22 protein-coding genes are annotated in these 24437 nt (G+C 59.6%); 13 read left to right on the top strand and 9 right to left on the bottom strand.

The features are described 5' to 3' along the window. Nucleotides 1-2: 2 nt before the first annotated feature. From ACZYSM_RS07650 to efeU, 5 genes are all read right to left on the bottom strand, one after another. Nucleotides 3-1223 carry an MFS transporter gene (locus ACZYSM_RS07650; protein ID WP_489070392.1) on the bottom strand — a complete coding sequence of 407 codons (1221 nt, stop codon included), beginning with the start codon at nucleotides 1221-1223 and terminating at the stop codon, nucleotides 3-5. A gap of 225 nt (nucleotides 1224-1448) precedes the next feature. Further along, on the bottom strand, nucleotides 1449-2273 hold the full coding sequence (gene efeO / locus ACZYSM_RS07645) for an iron uptake system protein EfeO (protein ID WP_489070391.1): 825 nt from the start codon (nucleotides 2271-2273) through the stop codon (nucleotides 1449-1451). 34 nt (nucleotides 2274-2307) lie between these two features. Continuing rightward, nucleotides 2308-3606 carry an iron uptake transporter deferrochelatase/peroxidase subunit gene (efeB, locus tag ACZYSM_RS07640; RefSeq protein WP_489070389.1) on the bottom strand — a complete coding sequence of 433 codons (1299 nt, stop codon included), beginning with the start codon at nucleotides 3604-3606 and terminating at the stop codon, nucleotides 2308-2310. A 16-nt stretch (nucleotides 3607-3622) separates the two neighbouring features. Beyond that, nucleotides 3623-4822 carry an iron uptake system protein EfeO gene (gene efeO, locus ACZYSM_RS07635; protein ID WP_489070387.1) on the bottom strand — a complete coding sequence of 400 codons (1200 nt, stop codon included), beginning with the start codon at nucleotides 4820-4822 and terminating at the stop codon, nucleotides 3623-3625. A gap of 8 nt (nucleotides 4823-4830) precedes the next feature. Then, nucleotides 4831-5676: an iron uptake transporter permease EfeU gene (efeU, locus tag ACZYSM_RS07630; RefSeq protein ID WP_489070385.1), complete on the bottom strand. Its 846-nt coding sequence runs from the start codon at nucleotides 5674-5676 to the stop codon at nucleotides 4831-4833. A 201-nt stretch (nucleotides 5677-5877) separates the two neighbouring features. Here efeU and ACZYSM_RS07625 point away from each other — a divergent pair, with 201 nt between their 5' ends. The 6 genes from ACZYSM_RS07625 to ACZYSM_RS07600 all read left to right on the top strand — a co-directional run bounded on the left by ACZYSM_RS07625 (nucleotide 5878) and on the right by ACZYSM_RS07600 (nucleotide 12799). Then, entirely contained in the window at nucleotides 5878-6894 is a 1017-nt protein-coding gene (locus ACZYSM_RS07625) for an AraC family transcriptional regulator (RefSeq protein WP_489070383.1), read from the top strand. A gap of 301 nt (nucleotides 6895-7195) precedes the next feature. After that, entirely contained in the window at nucleotides 7196-8854 is a 1659-nt protein-coding gene (locus ACZYSM_RS07620; RefSeq protein ID WP_489070381.1) for an AMP-binding protein, read from the top strand. Between the two features lie 16 nt (nucleotides 8855-8870). After that, complete coding sequence (locus tag ACZYSM_RS07615; RefSeq protein ID WP_489070379.1) at nucleotides 8871-9638, top strand: SDR family NAD(P)-dependent oxidoreductase; 768 nt, start codon at nucleotides 8871-8873, stop codon at nucleotides 9636-9638. A gap of 12 nt (nucleotides 9639-9650) precedes the next feature. Further along, nucleotides 9651-10844: an acetyl-CoA C-acyltransferase gene (locus ACZYSM_RS07610; RefSeq protein ID WP_489070377.1), complete on the top strand. Its 1194-nt coding sequence runs from the start codon at nucleotides 9651-9653 to the stop codon at nucleotides 10842-10844. Between the two features lie 9 nt (nucleotides 10845-10853). Further along, nucleotides 10854-11981, top strand: a complete 1128-nt coding sequence (locus tag ACZYSM_RS07605; RefSeq protein ID WP_489070375.1) for an acyl-CoA dehydrogenase — start codon at nucleotides 10854-10856, stop codon at nucleotides 11979-11981. 44 nt (nucleotides 11982-12025) lie between these two features. Then, the gene (locus ACZYSM_RS07600) at nucleotides 12026-12799 is read left to right on the top strand and encodes an enoyl-CoA hydratase (protein ID WP_489070373.1); all 774 of its coding nucleotides are present in this window, start codon (nucleotides 12026-12028) and stop codon (nucleotides 12797-12799) included. A 127-nt stretch (nucleotides 12800-12926) separates the two neighbouring features. Here ACZYSM_RS07600 and ACZYSM_RS07595 read toward each other — a convergent pair whose 3' ends face one another. Together ACZYSM_RS07595 and ACZYSM_RS07590 are read right to left on the bottom strand one after the other, a co-directional pair. Continuing rightward, a complete protein-coding gene (locus ACZYSM_RS07595; protein WP_489070371.1) occupies nucleotides 12927-14078 on the bottom strand; it encodes an acyl-CoA dehydrogenase family protein in 1152 nt (383 codons plus the stop codon). 3 nt (nucleotides 14079-14081) lie between these two features. Further along, nucleotides 14082-15188 carry an enoyl-CoA hydratase/isomerase family protein gene (locus ACZYSM_RS07590; protein ID WP_489070369.1) on the bottom strand — a complete coding sequence of 369 codons (1107 nt, stop codon included), beginning with the start codon at nucleotides 15186-15188 and terminating at the stop codon, nucleotides 14082-14084. A 511-nt stretch (nucleotides 15189-15699) separates the two neighbouring features. On the opposite strand from ACZYSM_RS07590, the gene ACZYSM_RS07585 reads away from it, so the two are divergent. The 7 genes from ACZYSM_RS07585 (at nucleotide 15700) to astA (ending at nucleotide 21624) form a co-directional block, all read left to right on the top strand. Continuing rightward, nucleotides 15700-16479, top strand: coding sequence for a transporter substrate-binding domain-containing protein (locus tag ACZYSM_RS07585; protein ID WP_489070367.1), 780 nt, complete (start codon nucleotides 15700-15702; stop codon nucleotides 16477-16479). Between the two features lie 75 nt (nucleotides 16480-16554). Beyond that, nucleotides 16555-17280 (top strand): ABC transporter permease, encoded by a 726-nt coding sequence (locus ACZYSM_RS07580; protein ID WP_489070365.1) that lies wholly within the window; start codon nucleotides 16555-16557, stop codon nucleotides 17278-17280. After that, nucleotides 17277-17987, top strand: coding sequence for an ABC transporter permease (locus ACZYSM_RS07575; protein WP_489070363.1), 711 nt, complete (start codon nucleotides 17277-17279; stop codon nucleotides 17985-17987). Before ACZYSM_RS07580 ends, ACZYSM_RS07575 begins: the two co-directional genes overlap by 4 nt. Before the next feature lie 78 nt (nucleotides 17988-18065). Continuing rightward, on the top strand, nucleotides 18066-18827 hold the full coding sequence (locus ACZYSM_RS07570) for an ABC transporter ATP-binding protein (RefSeq protein ID WP_489070361.1): 762 nt from the start codon (nucleotides 18066-18068) through the stop codon (nucleotides 18825-18827). A gap of 12 nt (nucleotides 18828-18839) precedes the next feature. After that, nucleotides 18840-19319, top strand: coding sequence for an Lrp/AsnC family transcriptional regulator (locus ACZYSM_RS07565; protein ID WP_489070359.1), 480 nt, complete (start codon nucleotides 18840-18842; stop codon nucleotides 19317-19319). Between the two features lie 323 nt (nucleotides 19320-19642). After that, nucleotides 19643-20593, top strand: coding sequence for a citrulline utilization hydrolase CtlX (gene ctlX, locus ACZYSM_RS07560; RefSeq protein WP_489070357.1), 951 nt, complete (start codon nucleotides 19643-19645; stop codon nucleotides 20591-20593). Continuing rightward, nucleotides 20590-21624, top strand: a complete 1035-nt coding sequence (gene astA / locus ACZYSM_RS07555; protein WP_489070355.1) for an arginine N-succinyltransferase — start codon at nucleotides 20590-20592, stop codon at nucleotides 21622-21624. Before ctlX ends, astA begins: the two co-directional genes overlap by 4 nt. A 208-nt stretch (nucleotides 21625-21832) precedes the next feature. On the opposite strand, the gene ACZYSM_RS07550 is transcribed toward astA, so the two are convergent. After that, the gene (locus ACZYSM_RS07550; protein WP_489070353.1) at nucleotides 21833-22540 is read right to left on the bottom strand and encodes an HPP family protein; all 708 of its coding nucleotides are present in this window, start codon (nucleotides 22538-22540) and stop codon (nucleotides 21833-21835) included. 283 nt (nucleotides 22541-22823) lie between these two features. After that, nucleotides 22824-24431 carry an ArnT family glycosyltransferase gene (locus tag ACZYSM_RS07545; protein ID WP_489070351.1) on the bottom strand — a complete coding sequence of 536 codons (1608 nt, stop codon included), beginning with the start codon at nucleotides 24429-24431 and terminating at the stop codon, nucleotides 22824-22826. Between the last annotated feature and the right edge of the window lie 6 nt (nucleotides 24432-24437).

Here is a 24437-nt window from a genome sequence, read left to right as displayed (position 1 = left end):
GCTTAACGGGCCTGTGGCTGGAGGCTTTGTTTAGCCGCGGGCCAACAGGCCACCAACAGCAGCAATGCGGCTGCCACCAGATACGGCAAGCGCGGATCGACGGCGTAGATCAGGGTGCCGGCCAGCGGGCCGATGACCACCCCAAAGCCTTGGGCAGCGCCAATGGAACCGGCGGTGGCGCCTTGCTCCGAGGCCTCCACGGCATTCGCGGCGAGGGCTGCAAAAGACGGAAAAATCCAGCCCATGCCGGCGGCCGAAACGAAGAAACACGCCCACAACCCCCACGCCGTGTCGGCCAGCATGCTGCCGGCAAAACCGGTCGCGGCGATTACCGCGCCGACGCGGATCATCTTCAGCGGCGGCCAATCCAGTTTGCGCACCACCAATTGCGAGCAAATCAGCGCCAGGCCGACCATGGTCAGGGCGATCCCGGCTGTCTGCGCGGCATCGGCCGGGTTCATGCCGAGTTTGTCGAGGGCGTAGAAACCGACGGTGATCTGCGCAATGGACACGCACAGCATGGCTACAAAGGCCACCACCAGCGGTCGTCGCAGGCGTGGATCGCCGAGGTGCACGGCTTTCGGCGGTTGTTTGAGGTGCAGCTCCTGACCTTTGAGCTTGAACAGCAGCACCAGGAACGCCAACAGCGGCAGCACCGCCATGGCATAGAACGGCAGGCTCAGGCTTTGTCGCGCCAAAAGCGCTGCGATCGCCGGTCCAAGCACCAGCCCGCAGGCGTTCGCCGCACCCAGCGACGCCATCGCGCGGGCACGGTGTTGCGGCTCGATATTGTCGGCAATCAACGCATAGCCGCCAACCGGAATCGCCGCGTAGAACACCCCGATCAAACCGCGCCCGAGCATCAGCCCGATAAAGGCCACGAGTGCCGATGGCAGCAGGTGCAGCGAAGTGTCGATAAACACGCACAGCGCCCAATAGGCCAGGGTGAAGCCACCGGTGCCGATCAGTAAGACACGGCGCCGTCCCAAGCGATCGCTGGCTTGGCCCCATGGACGAGCCAGCAGCATCCAGATCACCCCGGAGACGGTCACCGCTGCACCGGCCTGCCAGGTGGCAAGCCCAAGTACGCGAGCGATGGGGCCGATCAACGAAACGAAGGCCATCATCGCCATGGTGCAGGCCATGTTGGCGATCAGCAGTGGGCGCAGGTTGAAGGTGGCGGTTGTCATCGGCACGTCGCAGGTGGCCGTTGGATTGGGCATGGTGAGGTCTTCCGTGAAAATTGAGCGTCCGTGAACGTTATAGATATGACGGGGGGAGGCACAGGATTATTAGTGCATGAATAGGGGGATATACGCAGGGGGGAGTCTCGGTGACTGTTCGATCCATTCGAGGGCAAGCCTCGCTCCTACAAGAACAGTGCGTTACCTGTAGGAGCGAGGCTTGCCCGCGAGGCGTCGGTTCAGGCGACGCTAAATCAATTGCTCTTAATTCAGACCCAGCTTTCCACGCAACGTCGATAAGTCTTCGGCCAAGGTATTAACCGGCCCAATCAGCGCTTTACGGTCGTTTTCCTTGACCTTGTCGTAAGTCTCGAAACCACCATCATTTGTTTTGTACTTGGCCAGAATCGTGTTCACCGTGGTGAAGTTCTTGTCGACTTTGGCGATAAAGGCTTTGTCCTGCTTCTCGAGCTGCGGACGGAACAGGTCGACGATTTTCTTCGCACCGTCGATGTTGCCCTGGAAGTCATACAGATCGGTGTGGCTGTAACGGTCTTCTTCGCCGGCGATCTTGGTCGCAGCGACTTCTTCGAGCAGTGAGGCGGCGCCACCGACAACTTTCTCTGGCGGGAAGGTCAGGCCGGCCACACGGGTCTGCAGTTCTTTGACGTCGTTGTTCAGGCCGTCGGCCAGTTCACCGAGGCCTTGGGTGCTGTTCTCGGAGAACAGTGAATATTCAAGGCGGTGAAAACCGGTGAAATCCTCGGCCTTGACGCCTTTCTCATGGTCGTTGACACGCGAATCGATGGACGCATCGAGGTCACTGAACAGTGAGGCAATCGGCTCGATCGCCTCGTAGTAAACCCGGGTCGGCGCGTAGAGTTTCCTGGCGGTGGCCAGATCGCCTTTTTTCACGGCGTCGGTGAACTGCTGGGTGTGGCTGGCCATTTCGTCGAGCTGTTCGGTGACGTAGATTTTGTAATCCGAGATCGGTCCTACCAGCTCCAGCGGCGCGGTTGCAGCGAACGCCGAGAGAGGCGTGTGGAGCAAGCCAAGGGTCAGCAACAAAGCGAGAGGCGACTTTTTCATGGGACTTTTCCGGGAAGGTTATTGTGCTTAGGGGTTAAACCGTGGTTTTGGGGTGTGTTGCGTAGAGCAGCGAGCGACCGATGAAGTCCTTGTCGCCGGTCACCCCAGGCAAGGTGAAGAAATAACCGCCGCCCACCGGCTTCAGGTATTCCTCCAGGGGCTCGCCGTTGAGCCGGGTTTGCACGGTGATAAAGCCTTTCTCCAGGTCGGCCTGGTAGCAGATGAACAGCAAGCCCATGTTCAACTGACCGTTCTTGCTCACGCCGTTGGAGTAGTTGAAGGGCCGACGCAGGATCAGGTTGGCCTGAGTCGCTGCGGTGCGCGGGTTGGCCAGGCGAATGTGCGCATCCATCTTGGTCAGCTTGCCGTGGGGGTCTTTGGCGTAATCCGGAACCTGGGTTTCCTTCTCGCCGCCCATTGGCGCACCGGTGCTTTTGATTCGACCGAGGATGCTTTCCTGCTCTTGCAGCGGCGTGCGGTCCCAACGTTCGACGAAGTTGCGGATGATCCGCACTGCCTGATAACTGCCGTTGGCCGCCCAGACCGGTTCATCGCTGCCCGGTTGAACCCAGACAATTTTGTCCATGGCGTTGCTGTTGTTGGAGTCGGGGTTGGCCGAGCCGTCACGGAAACCGAGAAAGTTGCGTGCACTTTGCGCAGGTTCACCGGAGCGCACCGGGGCTTGTGGCGGCACGCTCCCTTCCTGTTTCCAGCGCACCAGCAGCAGGTCGGGGAGGTTTTTCACGATGTCGCGCAAAGCGTGGATATTGGTGTCAGCGGTGTTGGCGCAGAACTGCAGGCTCAAGTCACCGTGGCAGCAATCGGGTTCAAGGGCGTCGTTGGGGAAGCCGACCATGCGGATCAGCCGCTTGGGTTTGGCATCGCTCAGGCCGAAACGCTCGTCGAACAGCGATTCGCCGACCGACACGGTGATGGTCAGGTTGTCCGGGGTGACTACTGGCCCGAGGATTCCGGAGTCTGTCGGTGGCAACTTCGAGTCGACCTGCGGCACCGGGCCGCCGCTCATCAGGAATGCAATGCGTTCGTTGAGGGTGCGGAACAAGCGCTCCAGGTCCTTACGGTCACTGGCCAGCACATCGAAGGACACCAGCATGCCGCAAGAAGGGCGCGGGGTGACGATGCCGGTTTGATGCTTGCCATGAAAGTCGTGCCGATCGTGAGTTTTCTCACTGTTCGGTGCTTCGGTGACTTGCGACGGGCTGGCGGCCATGGCCGGGCAGCTCAAGGTACTGCCGGCCAAAGCGACACCGGCAGCGCCCATGCCGAGCAGGACTCGACGACGCTGGGCGGAAAATTGATCTGAATCGTTCATGTGAATTCGTCTTCTACTACAGGCCGGAAAGGCCAAGGGCGGGATCGATTCCATCGAGTAAATCGGCCAGAACCTTGGCCTTGTCGGCGATCTGCTTGCGCTGCTCGGCGCCGACGCTGTCGTAAGTGCTGTAGCCGTCTTTCACGCGCAGGCCATTGAACTCGGCGTCGAGTGCGCTGGCGGCGCTGTCGATCTGTGGCAGCAGCTCAGCGGCGGACTTGGCCAGCAACGGTCGCAGCAGGTCGACGACCTTGCGGGTGGCTTCCAGGTTGGCGGCGAAACCGTTCAGGTCGCTATGGCTGTAGCGTTCTTCTTCACCGCTGCTGCCGCGCACGTCGGCAATGCTGCGCATGCTCCGGGTGACGAGACTCACCAGTTGCTCCGGTGGCAGCGATTGCGCCATCAACTGTTGCTTGAGGCGGGTTACGTCGCTCAGCAACCGTTGAGCAACGGGGGCCAGGCCATCGACAGAGCGTTGCTGGAACAGTGCGTATTCGATGCGATGCAAGCCGACGAAGCCTGTGTCTTGCTCGCGTTTCTCGAAGTAATCAGCGCGAGCGTTGATCGCGCGATCCAGCTCGGCCAGGCGCTGAGCGGCCGCTGCAATGCGCTGGTACGCCGCGCTGGCCGGCACATACAGCGCTTGAGCCTGACTCAGGTCACCGGCTTCTATCGCTTGTTCAAGGGCCGTAACGGCTTTGATCAACGCGCTGCTTTGGCTGCTCAGGTAAACCCGAAACTCCGACAGCGGGCCGATAAACGCCACCATTGATGGACGCGCCTTGGCATTGGCTTCGGACTCGGCGGTCGGGGTCACGTGCAGGGTGCCGCGCGGGTTACTCAGCAGGCCGCAGGTGATCGCGTAATCGCCTGGCCGCAAATTGGCGTTGATCACCTGGCTCAGGCCCGGGACGATGTTTTCGCGTTCTTCGACCACCAGCACGCCGTCGAGGATTTCCCATTCCACGGCACGATCCGAGCGATTAAGAATGCGGAAACTGGCACGTCCGGCAGGCAGGGTCAGGGCATTCGGCTCGCAGCTGTGGGGATGGAGGGTGACGGTGATCTCGTCGTGGTTGGCCAGGCGCTTGGCGGCGGCCATTTTCGATGCGTAGTAGAACAGCCCGCCGGCGGCGATCATCACGATCACCGAACCGGCCACTGCCCAGCGCAAGGCGCGAGGCGGCGAGGCCTGTGGAGAGGCTTGGTTTGACATGAATGCCCTTACTGGCTGGAAACGGAAGAGGGTTGGCTTGGCGCAGGTCTGGGCGCCGCCGGAATGAAGAACAGCACCAGTGTCACCACCAGATAAATCAGGTAGGCGCCCAAGGTGCTGACGGTCGGTGCATCCTGGTAACCGAACATGCCGGCCAGTACCGAGCCTAACGGGCCATCCATCGGCAAGGTCGCGCTGAAATCGAAGAGCACGGTTTGCAGGTGATTCCACAGGCCCGCTTCATGCAGGGCGCGCACCGAATTGGCCAGGATCCCGGCGGCCACCACCAGAATGAACAGTCCGGTCCAACGGAAGAACGCCCCGAGGTTCAGGCGCATGCTGCCGGTGTAAATCAAAAAGCCCACGACAATCGAGAGGATCAAGCCGAGGAGGGCGCCGATCGGCGCGGCCGGGCCTTCGCTTTGCTGGAACACCGCGAGCAGGAAGAACACCGTTTCCAGGCCTTCCCGGGCGACGGCGAAAAACACCATGGCGATCAGCGCCGTGATCTGATGTCTGGAGCCTGCCAGCGCGTGATCGAGGGAGGCATGAAGGGAATGCTTGATCGAGCGTGCGACCTTGCGCATCCAGAACACCATGGAGCTCAGAATGGCCACGGCCATTAGTCCGACCGCGCCTTCGAAGAGCTCCTGCTGTTTTTGCGGGAATTCGGCGCTGACCAGTTCCAGGCCGCCACCGACCAAAAAAGCCAGTGCGGCGGCGAGGAACACGCCGATCCACATGGCGGGCATCCACTGATCACGACCGGTTTGCTTGAGGTAGCTGGCGATGATGCCAACGATTAATGCCGCTTCAATGCCTTCGCGCAGCATGATCAAAAAAGGAACCAGCATTCAGCACCGCGTTGAGAATGATTGATGGGGGCTAATTTGTAACATAATGATACTCATTACTAAATGGGGATGATTAAGATTTACCTGAACGGAAGCTGAACGAACGGAGGTTCCGTGGTGCGCCGAAAAGATCGCAGGCTGCGCCAGCTCCTACGTTAAGATGACCGCCCCATTCATTTGCGCAGGGCAGTGCAACCGTCAATGTCGGAAAAAGACACCATCTCCATCCAGCTCGTGCGCGAAGCGTTGTTGCAAAGTTGTGCGTCTGGCCCTGCGACGGATGAAGTACTGAACAAGGTCGGCATAGATCCAGCGCTGCTCGATCAACCGCAAGCGCGTGTTCCGGCCACTTCGTATGCACGCCTGTGGCGCTTGTTGGCCCGGCGTATGGATGATGAATTCTTCGGCATGGACCCACGCAAGCTCAAATCCGGCAGCCTGGAGTTCCTCTGTCGCTCGTCGATGGCGCAATTGACCGTGGCAGCGGGGCTGGAGTCGGGGCTGGGTTTTTTGTCGCTGATGTTTGAGCACATGCCCGCACAGCTTGTTCATCAGCAGAGCCTGGCTGAAATCGTCCTGCTGGAGGACGACAAGGATCCGCGCCGCGCCTTCACCTATTTCACCTACTGGATGATCGTTCACGGTGTCGCCTGCTGGCTGGCCGGGCGGCGGATTCCGATTCTCGCCATTGAGCTGCGTTGCCAGGAGCCGGTTTTTTGCGACGACTATAAGGTGATGTTTTCCGAGAACCTGCGCTTTGATCGACCGCGAACGCGGATGATTTTTTCGGCTGATTGTCTCGATCTGCCGATCAAGCGCAGCAGCGATGAGCTCAAACGTTTTCTGGCCCATGCGCCGGCCAATATCCTGGTCAAGTATCGCGACCCAGAGAGTCTGGCCAGCCGGATCAAGAACGACCTGCGGCACCTGCCCGCCGAACACTGGCCGGAAACCGACAGCCTGGCGCAACGTCTGTGCATGTCGGCCTCAACCTTGCGCCGCCGTTTGGCCGAAGAAGGCCAGACCTACCAAGGGCTCAAGGACAGCGTGCGCAAGGAGCTGGCGATCTTCTGGCTGGCCGAGCCGCAGATCAGCTTCACCGAGATCGCCACACGGTTGGGATTTGCCGATACCAGCTCGTTCTACAAAGCGTTTCGCAAGTGGTCAGGGTCCAATCCCGGGCATTACCGGAGTTTGATTTTGAATGAGGCGGGGTAGGTGTGTTGCGTGGACCCTGTAGCAGCTGGCGCAGCCTGCGTTCGGCTGCGCAGCAGTCGTAAGTACTGCAGGCGCGTTTCATCAGATATGTCGAAATAACCCATTTTGCGAGGACTCCGTCCTCGAACGCAGCCTGGCGGCAGCTGCTACGGGGTGGCATCGCTCTCCAAGCCCCATTTCTTGGTCAAACCAGTCACGCAACTTGATAGCTTTGACCATTGCCCCGCACCCCGCGCGGAGCCAGTATTTCCTCGATTTTTATGTGGTTCTATCCTAATAAAAAGACCGAGGGATTCTGGTGATGCGCGATTACTTGTCTGCCACTGCACAATTCGATTATCAACACACTGTCGACGCGGCCCTGAAGGGCACTCTGGCGGGGCTCAATGCGTGCGTCGAATGTTGCGACCGGCATGCCTTGCCCGGCCGTATTGCGTTGTTCTGGGAGGGGCGCGACGGCGCCAGTGCGACTTACACCTTCAGCGAGTTGCAGGACAAGGCCGCACGCTTCGCCAACTTCCTGCTGGCCCAAGGCGTCAAGAAGGGCGACAAGGTCGCAGGCCTATTGCCGCGCAATGTTGAATTACTGATTACAGTCTTCGCTACCTGGCGCATCGGCGCCGTCTATCAGCCGCTGTTTACAGCCTTCGGTCCCAAGGCCATCGAGCATCGGCTGAACAGCTCCGGCGCGGCGCTGGTGGTGACCGACGCCGTTAACCGCTCCAAGCTCACCGAAGTGGCCGACTGCCCGACCATCGTCACCGTTGGCGGACCCAAGGGCCAGGGCATCGTGCGCGGCGATTTCAGTTTCTGGGCTGAACAGGATAATTATTCGGCCAACTGCGAACCGGTGCTGCTCGGTGCTGACGATCCTTTCCTGCTGATGTTCACCTCAGGCACCACCGGTCCGTCGAAAGCCCTGGCCGTGCCGCTTAAGGCGATCGTTGCGTTTCAGAGCTACACCCGCGATGCGGTGGACCTGCGCCCCGAAGACGCGTTCTGGAATGTCGCCGATCCAGGTTGGGCCTACGGCATTTATTTCGGTGTGACTGGACCGTTGTCCATGGGCCACCCGATCACTTTTTACGATGGCCCGTTCACCCTGGAAAGCACCTGCCGGGTGATCAACAAATACGGCATCACCAACCTGACCGGTTCGCCGACGGCCTATCGCTTGTTGATCGCGGGCGGTGATCAGTTCGCTCGCTCGATCAAGGGCAAGCTGCGTATCGTCAGCAGCGCCGGCGAGCCGCTGAACCCGGAAGTGATCCGCTGGTTCGCCGACAACCTTGATGTGGTGATCCACGACCATTACGGCCAGACCGAACTGGGCATGGTGCTGTGCAATCACCACGGTCTGGAGCATCCGGTGCATGTCGGTTCAGCCGGTTTCGCCTCACCAGGACACCGGATTGTGGTGCTCGATGACAACTATCAGGAACTGCCGGCCGGGCAGCCGGGGATTCTGGCGATTGATCGCACCCAGTCGCCGATGTGCTGGTTCGCGGGTTATGAGGGCGCACCGACCAAAGCTTTTGTCGGCGATTACTACCTCAGCGGCGACACCGTGGAGCTGAACCCGAACGGAAGCATCAGCTTCGTCGGCCGCAGTGATGACGTGATCACCACCTCGGGTTATCGGGTCGGCCCGTTCGACGTGGAAAGCGCACTGATCGAACACCCGGCGGTGGTTGAAGCGGCGGTGGTCGGTAAACCCGATCCAGAGCGCACCGAGCTGGTCAAGGCTTTCGTGGTGCTTAGCCCGCAATACCGTGCTGCGCCGGAGCTTGCCGAAGAGCTGCGTCAGCACGTGCGCAAGCGTCTGGCGGCGCACTCGTACCCCCGTGAAATCGAATTTGTCAGCGAACTGCCGAAAACCCCAAGTGGCAAGTTGCAGCGCTTTATTTTGCGCAATCAGGAAATCGCCAAGGCTCAAGAGGCCGCGGCTCACAAGGCTTGAATCCAGGGAAACAATGATGCAGATCGAAAACAAGGTTTTTCTCGTCAGCGGCGGCGCGTCCGGTTTGGGCGCCGCTACGGCTGAAATGCTGGTGGCCGCCGGTGCCAAGGTGATGCTGGTGGATTTGAACGCCGACGCAGTGGCCGCTCAGGCACAAAAACTCGGATCGCAGGCGCAAAGTGTCGTGGCTGATATTAGTCAGGAAGCCGCAGCCGAAGCAGCGGTAAAAGCAACGGTCGCAGCCTTTGGCGGGCTGCACGGGCTGGTCAACTGCGCGGGCGTGGTGCGCGGCGAGAAAATTCTCGGCAAGAACGGCCCCCATGGGCTGGCCAGTTTCAGCCAGGTGATCAACGTCAACCTGATCGGCAGCTTCAATCTGCTGCGTCTGGCAGCCGCGGCCATTGCCGAAGGCGAAGCTGATGCCGATGGCGAGCGCGGTGTGATCATCAACACCGCCTCGGCCGCAGCCTTCGATGGCCAGATCGGTCAGGCGGCCTATGCCGCTTCTAAAGGAGCAATTACCAGCCTGACTTTGCCTGCCGCCCGTGAACTGGCGCGCTACGGTATTCGGGTGATGACCATCGCTCCAGGCATTTTCGAAACGCCGATGATGGCCGGTATGACCCAGGAAGTCCGCGACTCCCTGGCCGCTGGCGTACCGTTTCCGCCACGTCTGGGTAAACCTTCAGAGTATGCGGCGCTGGTTAGGCATATTATTGAAAACAGCATGCTCAACGGTGAGGTGATCCGTCTCGACGGCGCCTTGCGTATGGCCGCCAAGTAAGGAGGATTTGTCATGACTATTTCCAACGATCCGATTGTTATTGTCAGCGCCGTGCGCACCCCAATGGGCGGGTTTCAGGGCGAATTGAAAAGCCTGACCGCACCGCAACTGGGCGCCGCTGCAATCCGCGCCGCCGTCGAGCGCGCCGGTGTTGCGCCTGATGCGGTGGAAGAAGTGCTGTTCGGTTGTGTGCTCCCGGCCGGTCTCGGTCAGGCCCCTGCGCGACAGGCGGCACTGGGTGCCGGGCTCGACAAGTCGACCCGCTGCACCACCCTGAACAAAATGTGCGGTTCGGGCATGGAAGCGGCCATTCTGGCCCACGACATGCTCGTTGCCGGTAGCGCCGACGTGGTGGTAGCCGGCGGCATGGAAAGCATGTCCAACGCACCGTATCTGCTGGACCGCGCCCGCAACGGCTACCGCATGGGCCATGGCCGGGTGATCGACCATATGTTCCTCGACGGTCTGGAAGATGCCTACGACAAGGGCCGCTTGATGGGCACCTTTGCCGAAGATTGCGCCGAAGCCAATGGCTTCAGCCGCGAAGCTCAGGACGCATTCGCCATCGCTTCGACGACCCGTGCCCAACAGGCGATTAAAGACGGTAGTTTCGCCGCCGAGATCGTGCCGTTACAGGTGATGGTTGGTAAAGAGCAGAAGCTGATCAGCGACGACGAACAACCACCCAAGGCCAAACTGGACAAGATTGCCGGGCTGAAACCGGCGTTTCGCGATGGCGGCACGGTGACTGCGGCCAACTCCAGTTCTATTTCAGACGGTGCTGCGGCATTGGTGTTGATGCGCCGCTCCGAGGCTGTAAAACGCGGTCTCAAACCACTGGCAGTGATTCACGGCCATGCGGCGTTTGCCGACACGCCTGGCCTGTTCCCGGTGGCTCCAGTCGGGGCAATCAAGAAGTTGATGAAGAAGACCGGCTGGTCGCTGGATGAGGTCGAACTGTTCGAAGTCAACGAAGCCTTTGCGGTGGTCAGTCTGGTGACCATGAGCAAGCTGGAAATCCCTCACGAGAAAGTCAACATACACGGCGGCGCCTGCGCCCTGGGCCATCCGATCGGTGCATCCGGTGCGCGGATTCTGGTGACACTGCTCTCGGCCCTGCGCCAGAAAGGCTTGCATCGCGGTGTGGCGGCGATCTGCATCGGCGGCGGCGAAGCCACGGCCATGGCCGTTGAAGTTTTGTACTAAGGAATCCTTATGCTCCCGACTGACGAACAACTACAGATCAGCGAAGCAGCCCGGCAGTTTGCCCAGGAACGGCTGAAACCGTTCGCCGCCGAGTGGGACCGCGAACATCGCTTCCCCAAAGAAGCCATCGGCGAGATGGCCGAGCTGGGTTTCTTCGGCATGCTGGTGCCGGAGCAGTGGGGCGGTTGCGACACCGGTTACCTGGCCTACGCCATGGCTCTGGAAGAAATCGCTGCCGGTGACGGCGCTTGCTCGACCATCATGAGCGTGCACAACTCGGTGGGTTGCGTGCCGATCCTCAAGTTCGGCAACGATCAACAGAAAGAGCAATTTCTTAAGCCACTGGCCAGCGGTGCGATGCTCGGGGCCTTTGCCCTGACCGAACCGCAAGCCGGCTCCGACGCCAGTAGCCTGAAAACCCGCGCCCGGCTCAATGGCGATCACTACGTACTCAACGGCTGCAAACAATTCATCACCTCCGGGCAAAACGCCGGGGTGGTGATTGTGTTTGCGGTGACTGATCCGAGTGCCGGCAAGCGCGGTATCAGCGCATTTATCGTCCCCACCGATTCTCCCGGCTACAAGGTTGCGCGGATTGAAGACAAGCTCGGCCAGCATGCGTCGGACACTTGTCAGATTCTTTTCGAAGACGTGAAAGTACCGGTCGCCAATCGTTTGGGCGAGGAGGGTGAGGGCTACAGGATCGCCCTGGCTAACCTCGAAGGCGGCCGTGTGGGTATTGCCTCGCAATCGGTGGGCATGGCCCGCGCCGCTTTTGAAGCAGCACGGGATTACGCCCGCGAGCGCGAGAGCTTCGGCAAGGCACTGATTGAGCATCAGGCCGTGGCCTTCCGTCTGGCGGACATGGCCACGCAGATTGCTGTCGCCCGGCAAATGGTGCATTACGCAGCGGCCCTGCGTGACAGCGGCAAACCGGCGCTGGTCGAGGCGTCGATGGCCAAGCTGTTTGCGTCGGAAATGGCTGAAAAGGTCTGCTCCTCGGCGTTGCAAACTCTCGGTGGCTATGGCTATCTGAGCGACTTTCCGCTGGAGCGCATTTACCGCGACGTGCGCGTCTGCCAGATCTACGAAGGCACCAGTGATATTCAACGCATGGTTATTTCGCGCAACCTTTGATTCTCGCTATTGATACTTTCTATTGCTAAGGCAGGAGCCCATCCATGAGCTATGAAACGATTTTGTTGGAAATCCACGGCCGGGTCGGTCTGATCACCCTCAACCGCCCGCAAGCCCTGAATGCGCTGAATGCGCAGATCGTCAGCGAGCTGAACCAGGCGCTGGATGGCCTGGAAGCCAACCCCGAGATTGGCTGCATCGTGCTTACCGGCTCCAAGAAGGCTTTCGCCGCCGGTGCCGACATCAAGGAAATGGCCGAGCTGACCTATCCGCAGATTTACCTCGACGACCTGTTCAGCGACAGCGACCGAGTGGCCAACCGTCGCAAGCCGATCATCGCCGCAGTAGCCGGCTTTGCTCTGGGGGGTGGTTGTGAGCTGGCGTTGATGTGCGACTTCATCCTGGCCGGCGACAATGCCAGGTTCGGTCAACCGGAAATCAACCTCGGCGTACTGCCGGGCATGGGCGGCACCCAGCGCCTGACCCGCGCTGTGGGCAAGGCCAAGGCCATGGAAATGTGCCTGAGCGGGCGCTTGATCGATGCGGTGGAAGCCGAGCGCGCCGGGATTGTTGCGCGCATCGTGCCGGTGGATGAGTTGCTGGAGGAAGCTCTGAAAGTTGCTGCGGTGATTGCCGGTAAATCCTTGCCGATCGCGATGATGGTCAAGGAAAGCGTCAACCGCGCCTTTGAAGTCAGCCTGTCCGAAGGCGTGCGTTTCGAGCGCCGGGTGTTCCATGCGGCGTTTGCCATTGAAGATCGCAAAGAAGGGATGGCTGCGTTTATCGGCAAGCGTGAGGCGCAGTTCAAAGGGAAGTGATGTAGCGTCCTCGCTGGCCTCATCGCGAGCAGGCTCGCTCCCACATTAGATATGTGCCAGGACCACAAAAGTGTGTCCAGCACAAAACCAATGTGGGAGCGAGCCTGCTCGCGATGCTTTTCAGCTTTTAGATCTGATAGTTCTTCAATTCCCGCGCAATCACCATCCGCTGAATCTCGCTCGACCCTTCATAGATCTGCGTAATCCGCGCATCGCGGTAGTAGCGCTCCACTGGGTAATCCTCCAGATAGCCGTAGCCGCCGTGGATCTGCATCGCCGAGGAACAGACCTTTTCGGCCATCTCCGAGGCAAACAGCTTGGCCTGTGACGCTTCCGACAGGCAGGGCTTGCCGGCACTGCGCAGACGCGCGGCATGCAGGATCAGCAAGCGTGCCGCGTTCAAACGGGTGTGCATGTCCGCCAGCAGGTTGGCGATGCTCTGGTGCTCGATGATCGGTTTGTCGAACTGCACCCGATCGCGCGAGTAAGCCAGCGCTGCTTCGAATGCCGCACGGGCAATGCCCAAGGCTTGAGCGGCGATACCTATACGGCCGCCTTCAAGATTGGACAGGGCAATCGCCAGACCTTTGCCGCGTTCGCCCAGCAGGTTGGCTTCAGGAATCGTGCATTGGTTGAGCGTGACGGCGCAGGTGTCGGAGGCGCGAATACCCATCTTGTGTTCGGTGCGGTCGACGATAAAGCCCGGGGTGTCGGTGGGCACCAAAAACGCCGACAGACCTTTCTTGCCCAGCTGTGGATCAGTGACCGCGAAGACAATGGCCAGCTTGGCCCGTTTGCCGTTGCTGACGAATTGCTTGGCGCCGTTGATCACCCACTGGCCGTCGCGCAGCTCGGCGCGGGTGCGCAGGTTATGGGCTTCGGAGCCGGCCTGGGGTTCAGTCAGGGCGAAGCAGCCGATGGCTTGTCCGCTGGCCAGATCTGGCAACCAGGTCTGTTTTTGCTCCTCAGTGCCGTAGTTGAGGACCGGCCCGCAGCCCACTGAGTTGTGGATGCTCATCAAGGCGCCGGTTGCGCCGTCGCCGGCGGAGATTTCTTCCACTGCCAGGGCGTAGGCGACATAGTCGACATAGGTGCCGCCCCATTCCTCGGGGACCACCATGCCGAGCAAGCCCAGCTCGCCCATTTTCGCCACCAGCGCATCATCGATCCAGCCAGCTTTTTCCCACGCCTGAGCGTGGGGGGCGATTTCATTGCGGGCAAAGTCCCGAGCCATGTCGCGGATCATGACTTGCTCTTCACTCAATTCAAGGTCGTGCATGGCTCAGCTCCCACTCGTGTCGAAACCGCTGAAGAAACTCGCGACGTGCTCGCCATCAAGGGCTTGCAGGGTCGGCGGGTTCCAGCGCGGGTTCTTGTCTTTATCGATCAACAAGGCGCGCACGCCTTCGATCAGGTCGCCACGCTCGAACCATTGACGGTCCAGGTGCAGCTCCAGCGCGAAGCAGTCTTCCAGGCTCAACTGGCGACCGCGACGCAGCATCTCCAAGGTTACTCCCATGGCCAGCGGCGAGCGGCTTTCCAGCAAAGTGGCAGTGGTCTGAGCCCATTCGTGGCTATCGGCGACCGTCACGTCTCGCAGTTGCTCAACGATGCTCGGCACGTCAGGCAGGGCGAAGAAGTGGTCGATGGCCGGGCGCAGGGCGTGCAACGGTGCATCAGGCAGTTGTTGCACGGCCAGTGTTGCCAGTAGACCTTGCAGGTCCTTGAGGGGTGTTTCGTGCCACTGGAGGCTGTCGAGGCGCTGATCCAGCAGGCTCAGCTTGTCGCTTTCCAGGTACCAATCGGCCAATCCACAGTAGAGCGCATCGGCGGCACGGATCTGCACGCCACTGACGCCGAGGTAGATTCCCAGCTCGCCGGGAATCCGTGGCAGGAAGTAGCTGCCACCGACATCCGGGAAATAACCGATGGCCACTTCCGGCATCGCCAGGCGGCTGCGCTCGGTGACGACTCGCAGATCTGCGCCTTGCACCAGCCCCATGCCACCGCCGAGGACGAAGCCGTCCATCAGCGCCAGTACCGGTTTGCGGTACTGATGAATGGCCAGGTCGAGGGCGTACTCCTCGACGAAGAAATCCTGGTGCAGGGTTTGGCCATTTTTGAAACTGTCATACAGCGTGCGGATATCGCCACCGGCACAAAAGGCTTTTTCACCGGCACCGCGCAGAACCACTGCATGCACCTGAGGGTCTTTGGCCCAGGCATCGAGCTGCTGGTGCAGGCTGCGGACCATATCCAGCGTGATGGCATTGAGGCCGGCGGGGCGGTTGAGGGTCAGGTGGCCAATATGGTTGCGGACTTCGGCCAGCACTTCATTTTGGGTGGCATCGACGTCCGGTGTCGCTTGGGATGAAACCTGAGCAGTCATCACTAACTCCCTGCTTTTATTGTTCTTTATAGAAGTGTTCGCGCGCGAACGATGCCGGATCGTAACAGTGCAAATTTGCCATGTACAACCGGGATAACTGCAGGTCGGCTGTGCATTTTTGCAAGATGGTCGAGGTCCTGTAGGAGCGAGCTTGCTCGCGATGGACTCAAGGGCGGCGTGTTTATTCAGACAGCACGCGTCATCGTTAACGTCCATCGCGAGCAAGCTTGCTCCTACAACGACTGATTCGGCTGTGAAATAACGCTTATCAACACAACCGAGCTGTCTGCGCGGGCCGTTACGACACCTGTCCCAGACGTTCTGTTGGCATTCTGGCTTTCCATTGAAGCCGTCTGCGCCAAGGGTTTCAGGGGGGGGTGGCGATGCACCCGTTTAAGACAATAAGAACGCTGTTGCGGTGGATGCCGCGTTGACTCTCTGCTCCTGCCCATAAATGTGGCTCGGCCTAAGCCTGGCCGCGATAAATCCAAATAAATCGGGACTTAAGAAGATGAACAAAAAATGGCTGGCTGTGCCTGTACTCGCGTTGCTGTTCTGCTCGACAGGCGCTAGCGCCAAAGAGTGGACAGAGCTGCGATTTGGCGTCAATCCAAGCTACCCACCGTTCGAGTCGACCACTGCCGATGGTGGCGTGCAAGGCTTTGGTGTGGATCTGGGCAATGCGATTTGCGCTGAACTGAAGCTCAAGTGCGTGTGGGTCAGTAACGACTTCGACGGGCTGATTCCGGCCCTCAAGGCTGGCAAGTTCGATGCGATCGAGTCGTCGATGACGGTGACCGACGCGCGTAAAAAACAGATCGATTTCACCGATCGTCTGTACGCCGGCCCGACCGCGATTGTTACCCGCAAGGATTCGGGCCTGGAACCCACCGCCGAGTCCCTCAAAGGCAAGACCATTGGCTACATGCAGGGCACCATTCAGGAAACCTACGCCAAGGCGAAGTTGGCACCCGGTGGCGTGAAACTGCGGGCCTATCAGAGCCAGGATCAGGTCTACGCCGATCTGGTGTTCGGTCGTCTCGATGCGTCGATCCAGGACAAGCTGCAAGCGCAGATGAGTTTCCTGACCTCGCCCCAAGGCGCTGAATTCCAGAACAGTCAGGGCATCAGCGATCCGTTGGTGCCGTCGGAAATCGCCATCGGTATCCGCAAGGACAACGACGAACTCAAAGGCATGCTCAATGCCGCCATCAAGGCCCTGCATGAGAAGGGCATCTACGCGCAGATCCAGCAGAAGCACTTCGGCGATCTCGACCTCTACAACAACTGATCCTCGCACCCAAAACGCTGCATCGCTCTGTGCGATGCAGCGTCAGGCTGTGGCACATCAAGACAGGTGACTTGTGTGAATACGTTCCTTCATTTTTTGGGCCTCAATGAGTCGGCCCTGCAAGGCTATGGCCCTTTGTTGCTGCACGGCACCTGGGTGACGCTCAAACTGTCCTTCCTTTCGTTAGTGGTGAGTATGTTGCTGGGCTTGCTCGGCGCGGCGGCCAAGCTCTCACCGCTGCGCATCTTCAACCTGCCGGCAACCTTCTACACGACGCTGATCCGCGGCGTTCCTGATCTGGTGTTGATGCTGCTGATTTTCTACAGCCTGCAAGGCTGGTTGAGCGGCCTGACCGAGGCCATGGACTGGCCCTATATGGAGATCGACCCGTTCGTGGCAGGCATCGTCACCCTGGGGTTTATCTACGGCGCCTATTTCACCGAGACCTTTCGCGGCGCGATTCTCAGCGTTCCGCGCGGCCAGCAGGAAGCCGGCGCATCGTTTGGCTTGAACCGCTGGCAACGTTTTCGCTTTGTGGTGTTCCCGCAAATGATGCGTTTCGCCTTGCCGAGCCTTGGCAATAACTGGCTGGTGCTGCTGAAGGCTACGGCGCTGGTGTCGATCATTGGTTTGTCGGACCTGGTCAAGGTCGCTCAGGAGGCCGGCAAGAGCACCTTCAATATGCTGGATTTTTTGCTGTTGGCCGGGGCGCTGTATCTGCTAATCACCAGTGCGTCGAACTATGTGCTGCGGGTACTTGAACGACGTTACAACCAAGGCGTGCGGGGGATGACGCGATGATCGAGTTGATTCAGGAATACTGGAAACCCTTTCTCTTCAGCGACGGCTACAACTTCACCGGGTTGGCGATGACCTTGTGGTTGCTCTGCGTGAGCATCGTGCTCGGGTTTTTCCTTTCGCTGCCGCTGGCGATTATGCGGACCTCGCGCTGGGCCGTGCTGCGCTGGCCGGTTCAGCTGTTCACCTATGTGTTTCGCGGCACACCGTTGTATATCCAGTTGCTGATTTGCTACAGCGGGATCTACGGCATTGCGGTGGTCCGTTCGCAGCCACTGCTGGAAGCGTTCTTTCGCGATGCGATGAATTGCACCTTGCTGGCGTTCACCCTCAATACTTGCGCCTACACCGTAGAGATATTCGCCGGGGCAATTCGCAGCATTCCCTACGGTGAAATCGAAGCGGCCCACGCCTATGGCTTGAGTGGCTGGCGTTTGTACCTGCGGCTGATCCTGCCGTCGGCGTTGCGTCGGGCGCTGCCGTATTACAGCAACGAAGTGATCCTGATGCTGCATGCGACTTCCGTGGCCTTCACCGCGACCATCCCGGACATCCTCAAGGTCGCCCGAGACGCCAATGCTGCGACCTTCATGACTTTTCAGGCGTTCAGCATTGCCGGGTTGCTTTATCTCGCGTTGTCTTTCGGACTGGTGGGGTCATTCCGCCTGGCAGAGAAACGCTGGCTGAGCTTTCTCGGTCCGGCTCACTGAGTCGTTGCACGCGGTTTTTCATTTCCATTCTTTCTGTCCAGAGCTTTGCCGATAACGGTGTGGCTCCAGGAGTGTTTCATGTACAAACTGACGGTTGAAAATCTGTATAAGCGCTTTGGTGACAATGAGGTGCTCAAGGGCGTCTCGTTAAACGCGCGGGCCGGCGATGTGGTGAGCATGATCGGCGCCAGCGGTTCCGGGAAAAGCACCATGTTGAGGTGTATCAACTTCCTTGAACGGGCGGATGAAGGGGCCATCGAGCTGGACGGTGAGCGGATCGCTACTCGGCCGGCAGCAGGTGGCATGCGAGTCACCAGCCCTGCGCAGTTGCAGCGGTTGCGCACGCGTCTGGCCATGGTGTTTCAGCATTTCAATTTGTGGAGCCACCTGACGGTTCTGGAAAACATCATGCTGGCGCCATGCCGTGTGCTGGGCGTCAGCCGCAAGGACGCCGAAGCGAGCGCTCGTGCGTATCTGGACAAAGTCGGCTTGCCGCAACGAGTCGCCGAGCAGTACCCGGCGTTTCTTTCCGGCGGGCAGCAACAACGGGTGGCGATTGCCCGGGCCTTGGCGGTGGAGCCGCAGATTCTGTTGTTCGATGAGCCGACCTCGGCGCTCGATCCGGAGTTGGTGGGCGAAGTACTCAAGGTGATTCAGGCGCTGGCAGAAGAGGGGCGTACGATGCTGATGGTGACCCATGAAATGGGCTTCGCCCGAAAAGTGTCCAGCCAGGTGTTGTTTCTGCATCAAGGCCGGGTCGAGGAGCAGGGAACTGCAGAGATTCTTGACCAGCCACAGAGTGAGCGTTTGCAGCAATTTTTATCGGGCCGTTTGAAGTGAGGCAAGACGTACATGGCGGATATCCGCGATCTGTCGATCGTGCTTGATCGTATCGATCAGGCAATCATTGAGGTGCTGCGCCACGAAGGGCGCATCACCTATCAGAAGCTTTCCGAGCGGGTTCATCTGACACCCAGGCCTTGCCTGGAACGGGTACGCAAGCTCGAACAGCTAGGGGTCATCCGCGGCTACGGGGCGATCCTCGACGAAAATAAACTGACGCCGGGGCTGTCGTTGATGGTGCTGGTGGCACTCTCGAACCAGAGCGGGCGAGCGGCGCAAAAGGCCTTCGAGGCCAAGGTCCGTGCCTGCCCGCAGGTGCTGGAGTGCCGCTTGATCAGCGGCGCGTTCGACTACAGCCTGCGCATGCGTTGTCGGGATATGGAGCATTACCGGGTATTGACCGAAGTCTGGTTCGACGACCCGGACCTGCACATCGACAAACTGGTCAGCCATCCGGAGCTGGCGATGGTCAAGACGTCGATGGAGTAGGAGGGCTCTGGCGGATTGCGCCGCTTTCGTAGCAGCTGCCGAAGGCTGCGTTCGGCTGCGAAGCAGTCGTTAATTGCTATACCGCGATCCTGGGCAAATATCGAGTTGCCCGGATTGCGACCGCTACGCGATCGAACGCAGCCTGGCGGCAGCTGCTACGGGGGATATGTGTCTCTTGAGACTGCCAATCTACTCCCGCCGAATCGGCTGCTTACCCCCTCGCTTTCAGCCATTTCCATCACACCCACCCCCATTATCAGCCGGGTTTTCCCTTCGCCGAATCAGACAATGAGCACCTCTCAACCCTCATTGATTCTGTGCCCATGCAAACCACCAATACCGTTTTGATGATTCGCCCGACACGTTTCTCCTTCAATCAGGACACGGCCGCCAACAACCGTTTCCAGCGCCCGGCGGCGATTGCCGAAGACGTGCAGCTCAAGGCCCTCCAGGAGTTCGATGGCTATGTAGCCGCTCTGCGTGAGCAGGGTGTCACCGTCATGGTGCACAACGACAGCGAAGCGCCGCATACCCCGGATTCGATCTTCCCCAACAACTGGTGGAGCAGCCATCCCGACGGCACCTTGGTGCTGTACCCGATGCAGGGTCACAACCGTCGACTGGAACGGGACAAAGGTGTGCTGGACTGGTTGCGCGATGAGTACCGGGTTGAGCGGTTGCTGGATCTCTCCAGCCTCGAGCAGCAGGATGTGTTCCTTGAGGGCACCGGCAGCATGGTCCTGGATCGTCAGCAGCGGATTTGTTACGCCGGTTATTCCACGCGTACCCATGCCCAGGCCTTGAATCAGGTAGTCGGTCACTTGGGTTATGAACTCTGCGCGTTTAACGCGGTGGACCGCCAGGGCGTCGCTATCTACCACACCAACGTGATGATGAGCGTGGGCAGCAGCCTGGCCGTGGCGTGTCTGGAGTCAGTTCGCGACGCTGGTGAGCGTTCGGCGTTGCAGTCACGGCTGCAAGACAGCGGCAAGCAGGTTATGGCCCTTAGCTGGGAACAACTGGAGTCGTTCGCCGGCAACATGCTCGAAGTCCATAACGCGGCGGGTGATCCCTTGCTGGTGATGTCGCGTACGGCCTGGCAATCCCTGGATGCAGGGCAGCGTCGGTTGATCGAGCGTCACGCCAAACCGCTGCCGGTGAATATCGACACCATCGAACGCATTGGCGGTGGCAGCGCCCGCTGCATGCTTGCTGAAGTCTATTTACCTAAACGTCTTCCCAAACGTGAAACCACAGCGGAGCAACTACGATGATCGTCCGTCCTGCAACCATGGCCGATTTACCGGCCTTGCTGGCCCTGGCCCATAGCGCCGGTACCGGTTTGACTACCTTGCCGGCCGATGCCGTGCGTTTGCGCCAGCGCCTCGAATGGGCGGAAAAAACCTTCGCTGGCGAGGCCGAACGAGCGGACGCCGACTACCTGTTTGTGCTGGAGGCGGACAATGGCCAAGCCATCGGCATTTGCGCCTTGGCGGGTGCCGTCGGTATGCGTGAGCCTTGGTATAACTACCGTCTCGGCCTATTTGTGGCTGCATCGAAGGATCTGGGGATCAATCAGCAACTGCCAACGTTGTTCCTGGGCAACGACATGACCGGGCATTCGGAGCTGTGTTCGTTGTTCCTGCATGCCGGACACCGTAGCGGGCTCAATGGACGGTTGTTGTCCAAGGCGCGGTTTCTGTTTCTGGCCGAGTTCCGTGAGCAGTTTGGTGAAAAGGTGATTGCCGAAATGCGCGGCTACTCGGATGAAGAGGGTGTTTCGCCATTCTGGGAAGGTTTGGGGCGGCATTTTTTCAAGATGGATTTTGCTGATGCCGACTACCTGACCGGTCTGGGCAACAAGACCTTTATTGCTGAGTTGATGCCCAAGTTCCCGCTGCCGACCTGCCTGTTGCCGGAAACGACGCGCTCGGCGATCGGTCGGGTTCATCCCAATACCGAACCGGCGCTGGGCATGCTCAAGGCCGAAGGTTTCGGCCACAAGGACTACATCGATATCTTTGACGGCGGGCCGCTGATCGAGTGCGCCACCGCCGAGATTCGCGCAGTGCGTGACAGCCAGGTGCTGCAGCTGAGTATTGGCACACCTGGCGAGCAGGCTGCGCCATATCTGATTCACAATCGCCAGTTTGCCAACTGCCGAATCACCGCTGCGCCGGCTCGGGTTGCAGCCGGTACATTGATTGTCGACGCGCACACCGCGAAAAGCCTCGGTTTGAGTGCCGGTGCTTCGGTCAGGGCGGTCAGCCTGGCAGTGCCGGCGCAGCAATTGGCGGCGGCCTAGGGGACGCAGCAACGGGGGGGCTGAGCCTAATGCTGATCAGTTAAGCGCAATCCCTGTGGGAGCGGGCTTGCTCGCGAAGAGGGAGTGTCAGTCGACATTAATGTTTCCTGACACACCGCCTTCGCGAGCAAGCCCGCTCCCACAAGGTATTGCGGCGTTCAAATCCTTAACTGACTGGCATTAGGCCCTGAGCCCCGTTGAACTCAGGTCAGACTCTGCTGGCCAGGACGTCGCCGATGCTGCGGCGTCTGGCGTGAAGTTCGCTGGCGTGGATCAGTTGCTCAAGATCCTCTGGAGTGACGTCGAAGAACTCTTGCATATCTTCCAGCGCACGCCTCAGGTCTTCGGCGGTGATGCCCGACGGGTCTGTGGGTGGGTGATCGGCCGGAATCACCACGACCGGCTCGTTATGACTTTTGGGGTAGCGAATCCGGGTCAGGTTGTTATAGGCCAGCGCACTGAGCAGCATGCAAAGCGCGCCAAGCATGACCGGGCCCAGCTCCAGCCAGTCCATGGCGATGGTCGCAGGATCGGCCAGCACCAGCAGCAAGGCCAGGGCTCCGGCCGGTGGATGCAGGCAACGTAACCAGCACATCAGAATCAGCGCCATACCGGCAGCCAGGCACGCACTGCCCAGCGTTCGACCGAGCACGTGGGCCACCAGCAGGGACACCACGGCGGCGGTGAAGTAGCTGCCGAGGATCGACCATGGCTGAGCCAGTGCGCCGGACGACACGGCGAACAGCAACACCGCTGAAGCCCCCAACGGACCGATCAGGTGTAGCGCCACGTCCATCCCGAACACATACCCGCAGAACCAGACACTGAACATCGTTGCGAGGGACATGCCGATGGCGGCGCGACTCCACTCTGTGGGGCGGGTATTGATGGCAGCAGGGAACCAGCGAGCAAGCATGATGAGGACGATCCAATTGCAGATGACGGGCAAAAAGAAGGGCTCTCTGGAGCACCAGAGAGCCCTTTGAACGTTCCAACATTTGGGGGAGGAACCGGCACAGTGTGCCGATCAATCGAATCGCTTACAAATTCATAATAATGCTGCTTAAGTGCATTGTTTTTGAAGTGTCCTGAGGCTGCGTCCGCATTAGAAACACAGCATACAGCCGCCAGAAATACTTCTGACGGCTGTATCGGAGGGAGTAACGCGTTACCTATCGCTTAGGCGGTGGGCAAACCGGTCAGGGCTGTGCTTGTGGCAAGCGCAGCAGCACGTAGTCATTCTTGTCGAAACGCCCGGTCAGCAGAGGCTGTAACTCAGCGAATCGGGTGCCTTGCAGCTCGAGGTAGTCGGTTTTATCCATCACCAACCACGCGGGCCCTTGCACCTGCTCAAGGTCTTGCGGCACTTGAGTGAACGTTGGCTGCAGATCCTGCTCGAGATTGACCATGAATTTGATGGCCTTGGCGTCTTTCCCCATGCCGTGCAGGACCACGGTCGCTGGATCGCGCTGGATCAAATCACGGGCGGCGACGGTGAAGGCGCGGGTGTCATACAACTCACGCTCGCCTGGCTCGATGACCAGGATGTAACTGGACCACACGGCCAACACTGCGCAATACGCCAGTCCCACTGCTCGCCAGCGGGATTTGAACATCAGCGCCAGCGCCACCAATTGCAGCAGTACCAGGAGTATAAGCACCGAACTGATCGAGGGCAGTTGCTCGGGAAACCGTCGTTGAGCGACGAACAAACCGACGATCAGCAACGCGGGCAGCAACAGCCAAACCCCCTGCATCAGACCTCGAAGCCAGAGGAACACCCGGCCTTGTGCAACCTGGAATGGATAGGCTGCAACAATTGCGGCCATGGGCACCATCGGCAATAGGTAGCGGGCCTTTTTAGCCTGGGGTATGGACAGACCGACCATCACGATCAGCCCGGCGGCAGCGCAAAAAACCAGCAGGCGTAATGCCGGCCCTTGATGATGACGACCTGCCCCTATTACGGATGCCAAAACCAACAGCGCCAACGGGTAGGCCAGCGCATAGTTGCCGAGCGAGCTGCTGAAGTAATAAAACAGGCCGCTGGAGCCTTCTCTGCCGTCCATGCGTCCCATGAACTGCATGCGAATCACGTCCTGCATAAAGGCCGGGCCGCCGCTGACATTTGCCAACCACAGCAGCACACCAATGCAAATCAGCAGTAAAACGGCGGCCAACAAGCCAACGCTGAAGAACCGTCGCCATTGGCCGCTTAACAGGTAATAGCTGCAAAGCATGCCGGTTGGAATCACCAGGCCGATGGGGCCGCGAATGGCGAACCCGAGCAATAGCAAGGCGAATATCCAGGTCAGTCGCCGGGGCGCAGCAAAATGATCGGCGGCATACCCCAGATAAAATACTGCGAAAGCCACTGCCGCCAGCATCTGGTCTAGCGACACTGCGCGGGTTTCAGTAATGAAGGTGTTGCTGAGCAACAATAACGCGATGCTGAGCAAGGCCCAACGTTTTGAATAAGGAGCGACCAATCGGTAGATCAGCGTCACGATGACCGCTGAAGCGACGGCACTGGGTAACCAGGCCGTCAGGCTGTTCACCTGGCCGAATGGCAGCGAAAGCAGATAGACAAGCAGCGTTGAGGCGCTGGAGTAATCGGCATAGGGTTCGCCATAGATGGTCGGGAAGAATCCCGGACCATGGCGCAGCATTTCCTGAGCAAACAACACGAACCGTGAGTCGAAACCGATGGCCGCCTGCTGGTAAACACCAGCAATGAATAACAGTAACGCCAGTACGCCCAACCCCAGCGATTGCCGGGGAATGGATCTCGATTGGGGTTGGGGCATTTAGAT

This window comes from Pseudomonas sp. F220 (genome assembly GCF_057813935.1).
This window is presented reverse-complemented; position numbering and strand designations above follow the sequence as displayed.

Excerpts from the sequence above, each read along its gene's own strand:
- ACZYSM_RS07650 (WP_489070392.1), bottom strand. The coding sequence starts at position 1,223 with ATGCCCAATCCAACGGCCACCTGCGACGTGCCGATGACAACCGCCACC.
- efeO (WP_489070391.1), bottom strand. The coding sequence starts at position 2,273 with ATGAAAAAGTCGCCTCTCGCTTTGTTGCTGACCCTTGGCTTGCTCCAC.
- efeB (WP_489070389.1), bottom strand. The coding sequence starts at position 3,606 with ATGAACGATTCAGATCAATTTTCCGCCCAGCGTCGTCGAGTCCTGCTC.
- efeO (WP_489070387.1), bottom strand. The coding sequence starts at position 4,822 with ATGTCAAACCAAGCCTCTCCACAGGCCTCGCCGCCTCGCGCCTTGCGC.
- efeU (WP_489070385.1), bottom strand. The coding sequence starts at position 5,676 with ATGCTGGTTCCTTTTTTGATCATGCTGCGCGAAGGCATTGAAGCGGCA.
- ACZYSM_RS07625 (WP_489070383.1), top strand. The coding sequence starts at position 5,878 with ATGTCGGAAAAAGACACCATCTCCATCCAGCTCGTGCGCGAAGCGTTG.
- ACZYSM_RS07620 (WP_489070381.1), top strand. The coding sequence starts at position 7,196 with ATGCGCGATTACTTGTCTGCCACTGCACAATTCGATTATCAACACACT.
- ACZYSM_RS07615 (WP_489070379.1), top strand. The coding sequence starts at position 8,871 with ATGCAGATCGAAAACAAGGTTTTTCTCGTCAGCGGCGGCGCGTCCGGT.
- ACZYSM_RS07610 (WP_489070377.1), top strand. The coding sequence starts at position 9,651 with ATGACTATTTCCAACGATCCGATTGTTATTGTCAGCGCCGTGCGCACC.
- ACZYSM_RS07605 (WP_489070375.1), top strand. The coding sequence starts at position 10,854 with ATGCTCCCGACTGACGAACAACTACAGATCAGCGAAGCAGCCCGGCAG.
- ACZYSM_RS07600 (WP_489070373.1), top strand. The coding sequence starts at position 12,026 with ATGAGCTATGAAACGATTTTGTTGGAAATCCACGGCCGGGTCGGTCTG.
- ACZYSM_RS07595 (WP_489070371.1), bottom strand. The coding sequence starts at position 14,078 with ATGCACGACCTTGAATTGAGTGAAGAGCAAGTCATGATCCGCGACATG.
- ACZYSM_RS07590 (WP_489070369.1), bottom strand. The coding sequence starts at position 15,188 with ATGACTGCTCAGGTTTCATCCCAAGCGACACCGGACGTCGATGCCACC.
- ACZYSM_RS07585 (WP_489070367.1), top strand. The coding sequence starts at position 15,700 with ATGAACAAAAAATGGCTGGCTGTGCCTGTACTCGCGTTGCTGTTCTGC.
- ACZYSM_RS07575 (WP_489070363.1), top strand. The coding sequence starts at position 17,277 with ATGATCGAGTTGATTCAGGAATACTGGAAACCCTTTCTCTTCAGCGAC.
- ACZYSM_RS07570 (WP_489070361.1), top strand. The coding sequence starts at position 18,066 with ATGTACAAACTGACGGTTGAAAATCTGTATAAGCGCTTTGGTGACAAT.
- ACZYSM_RS07565 (WP_489070359.1), top strand. The coding sequence starts at position 18,840 with ATGGCGGATATCCGCGATCTGTCGATCGTGCTTGATCGTATCGATCAG.
- ctlX (WP_489070357.1), top strand. The coding sequence starts at position 19,643 with ATGCAAACCACCAATACCGTTTTGATGATTCGCCCGACACGTTTCTCC.
- astA (WP_489070355.1), top strand. The coding sequence starts at position 20,590 with ATGATCGTCCGTCCTGCAACCATGGCCGATTTACCGGCCTTGCTGGCC.
- ACZYSM_RS07550 (WP_489070353.1), bottom strand. The coding sequence starts at position 22,540 with ATGCTTGCTCGCTGGTTCCCTGCTGCCATCAATACCCGCCCCACAGAG.
- ACZYSM_RS07545 (WP_489070351.1), bottom strand. The coding sequence starts at position 24,431 with ATGCCCCAACCCCAATCGAGATCCATTCCCCGGCAATCGCTGGGGTTG.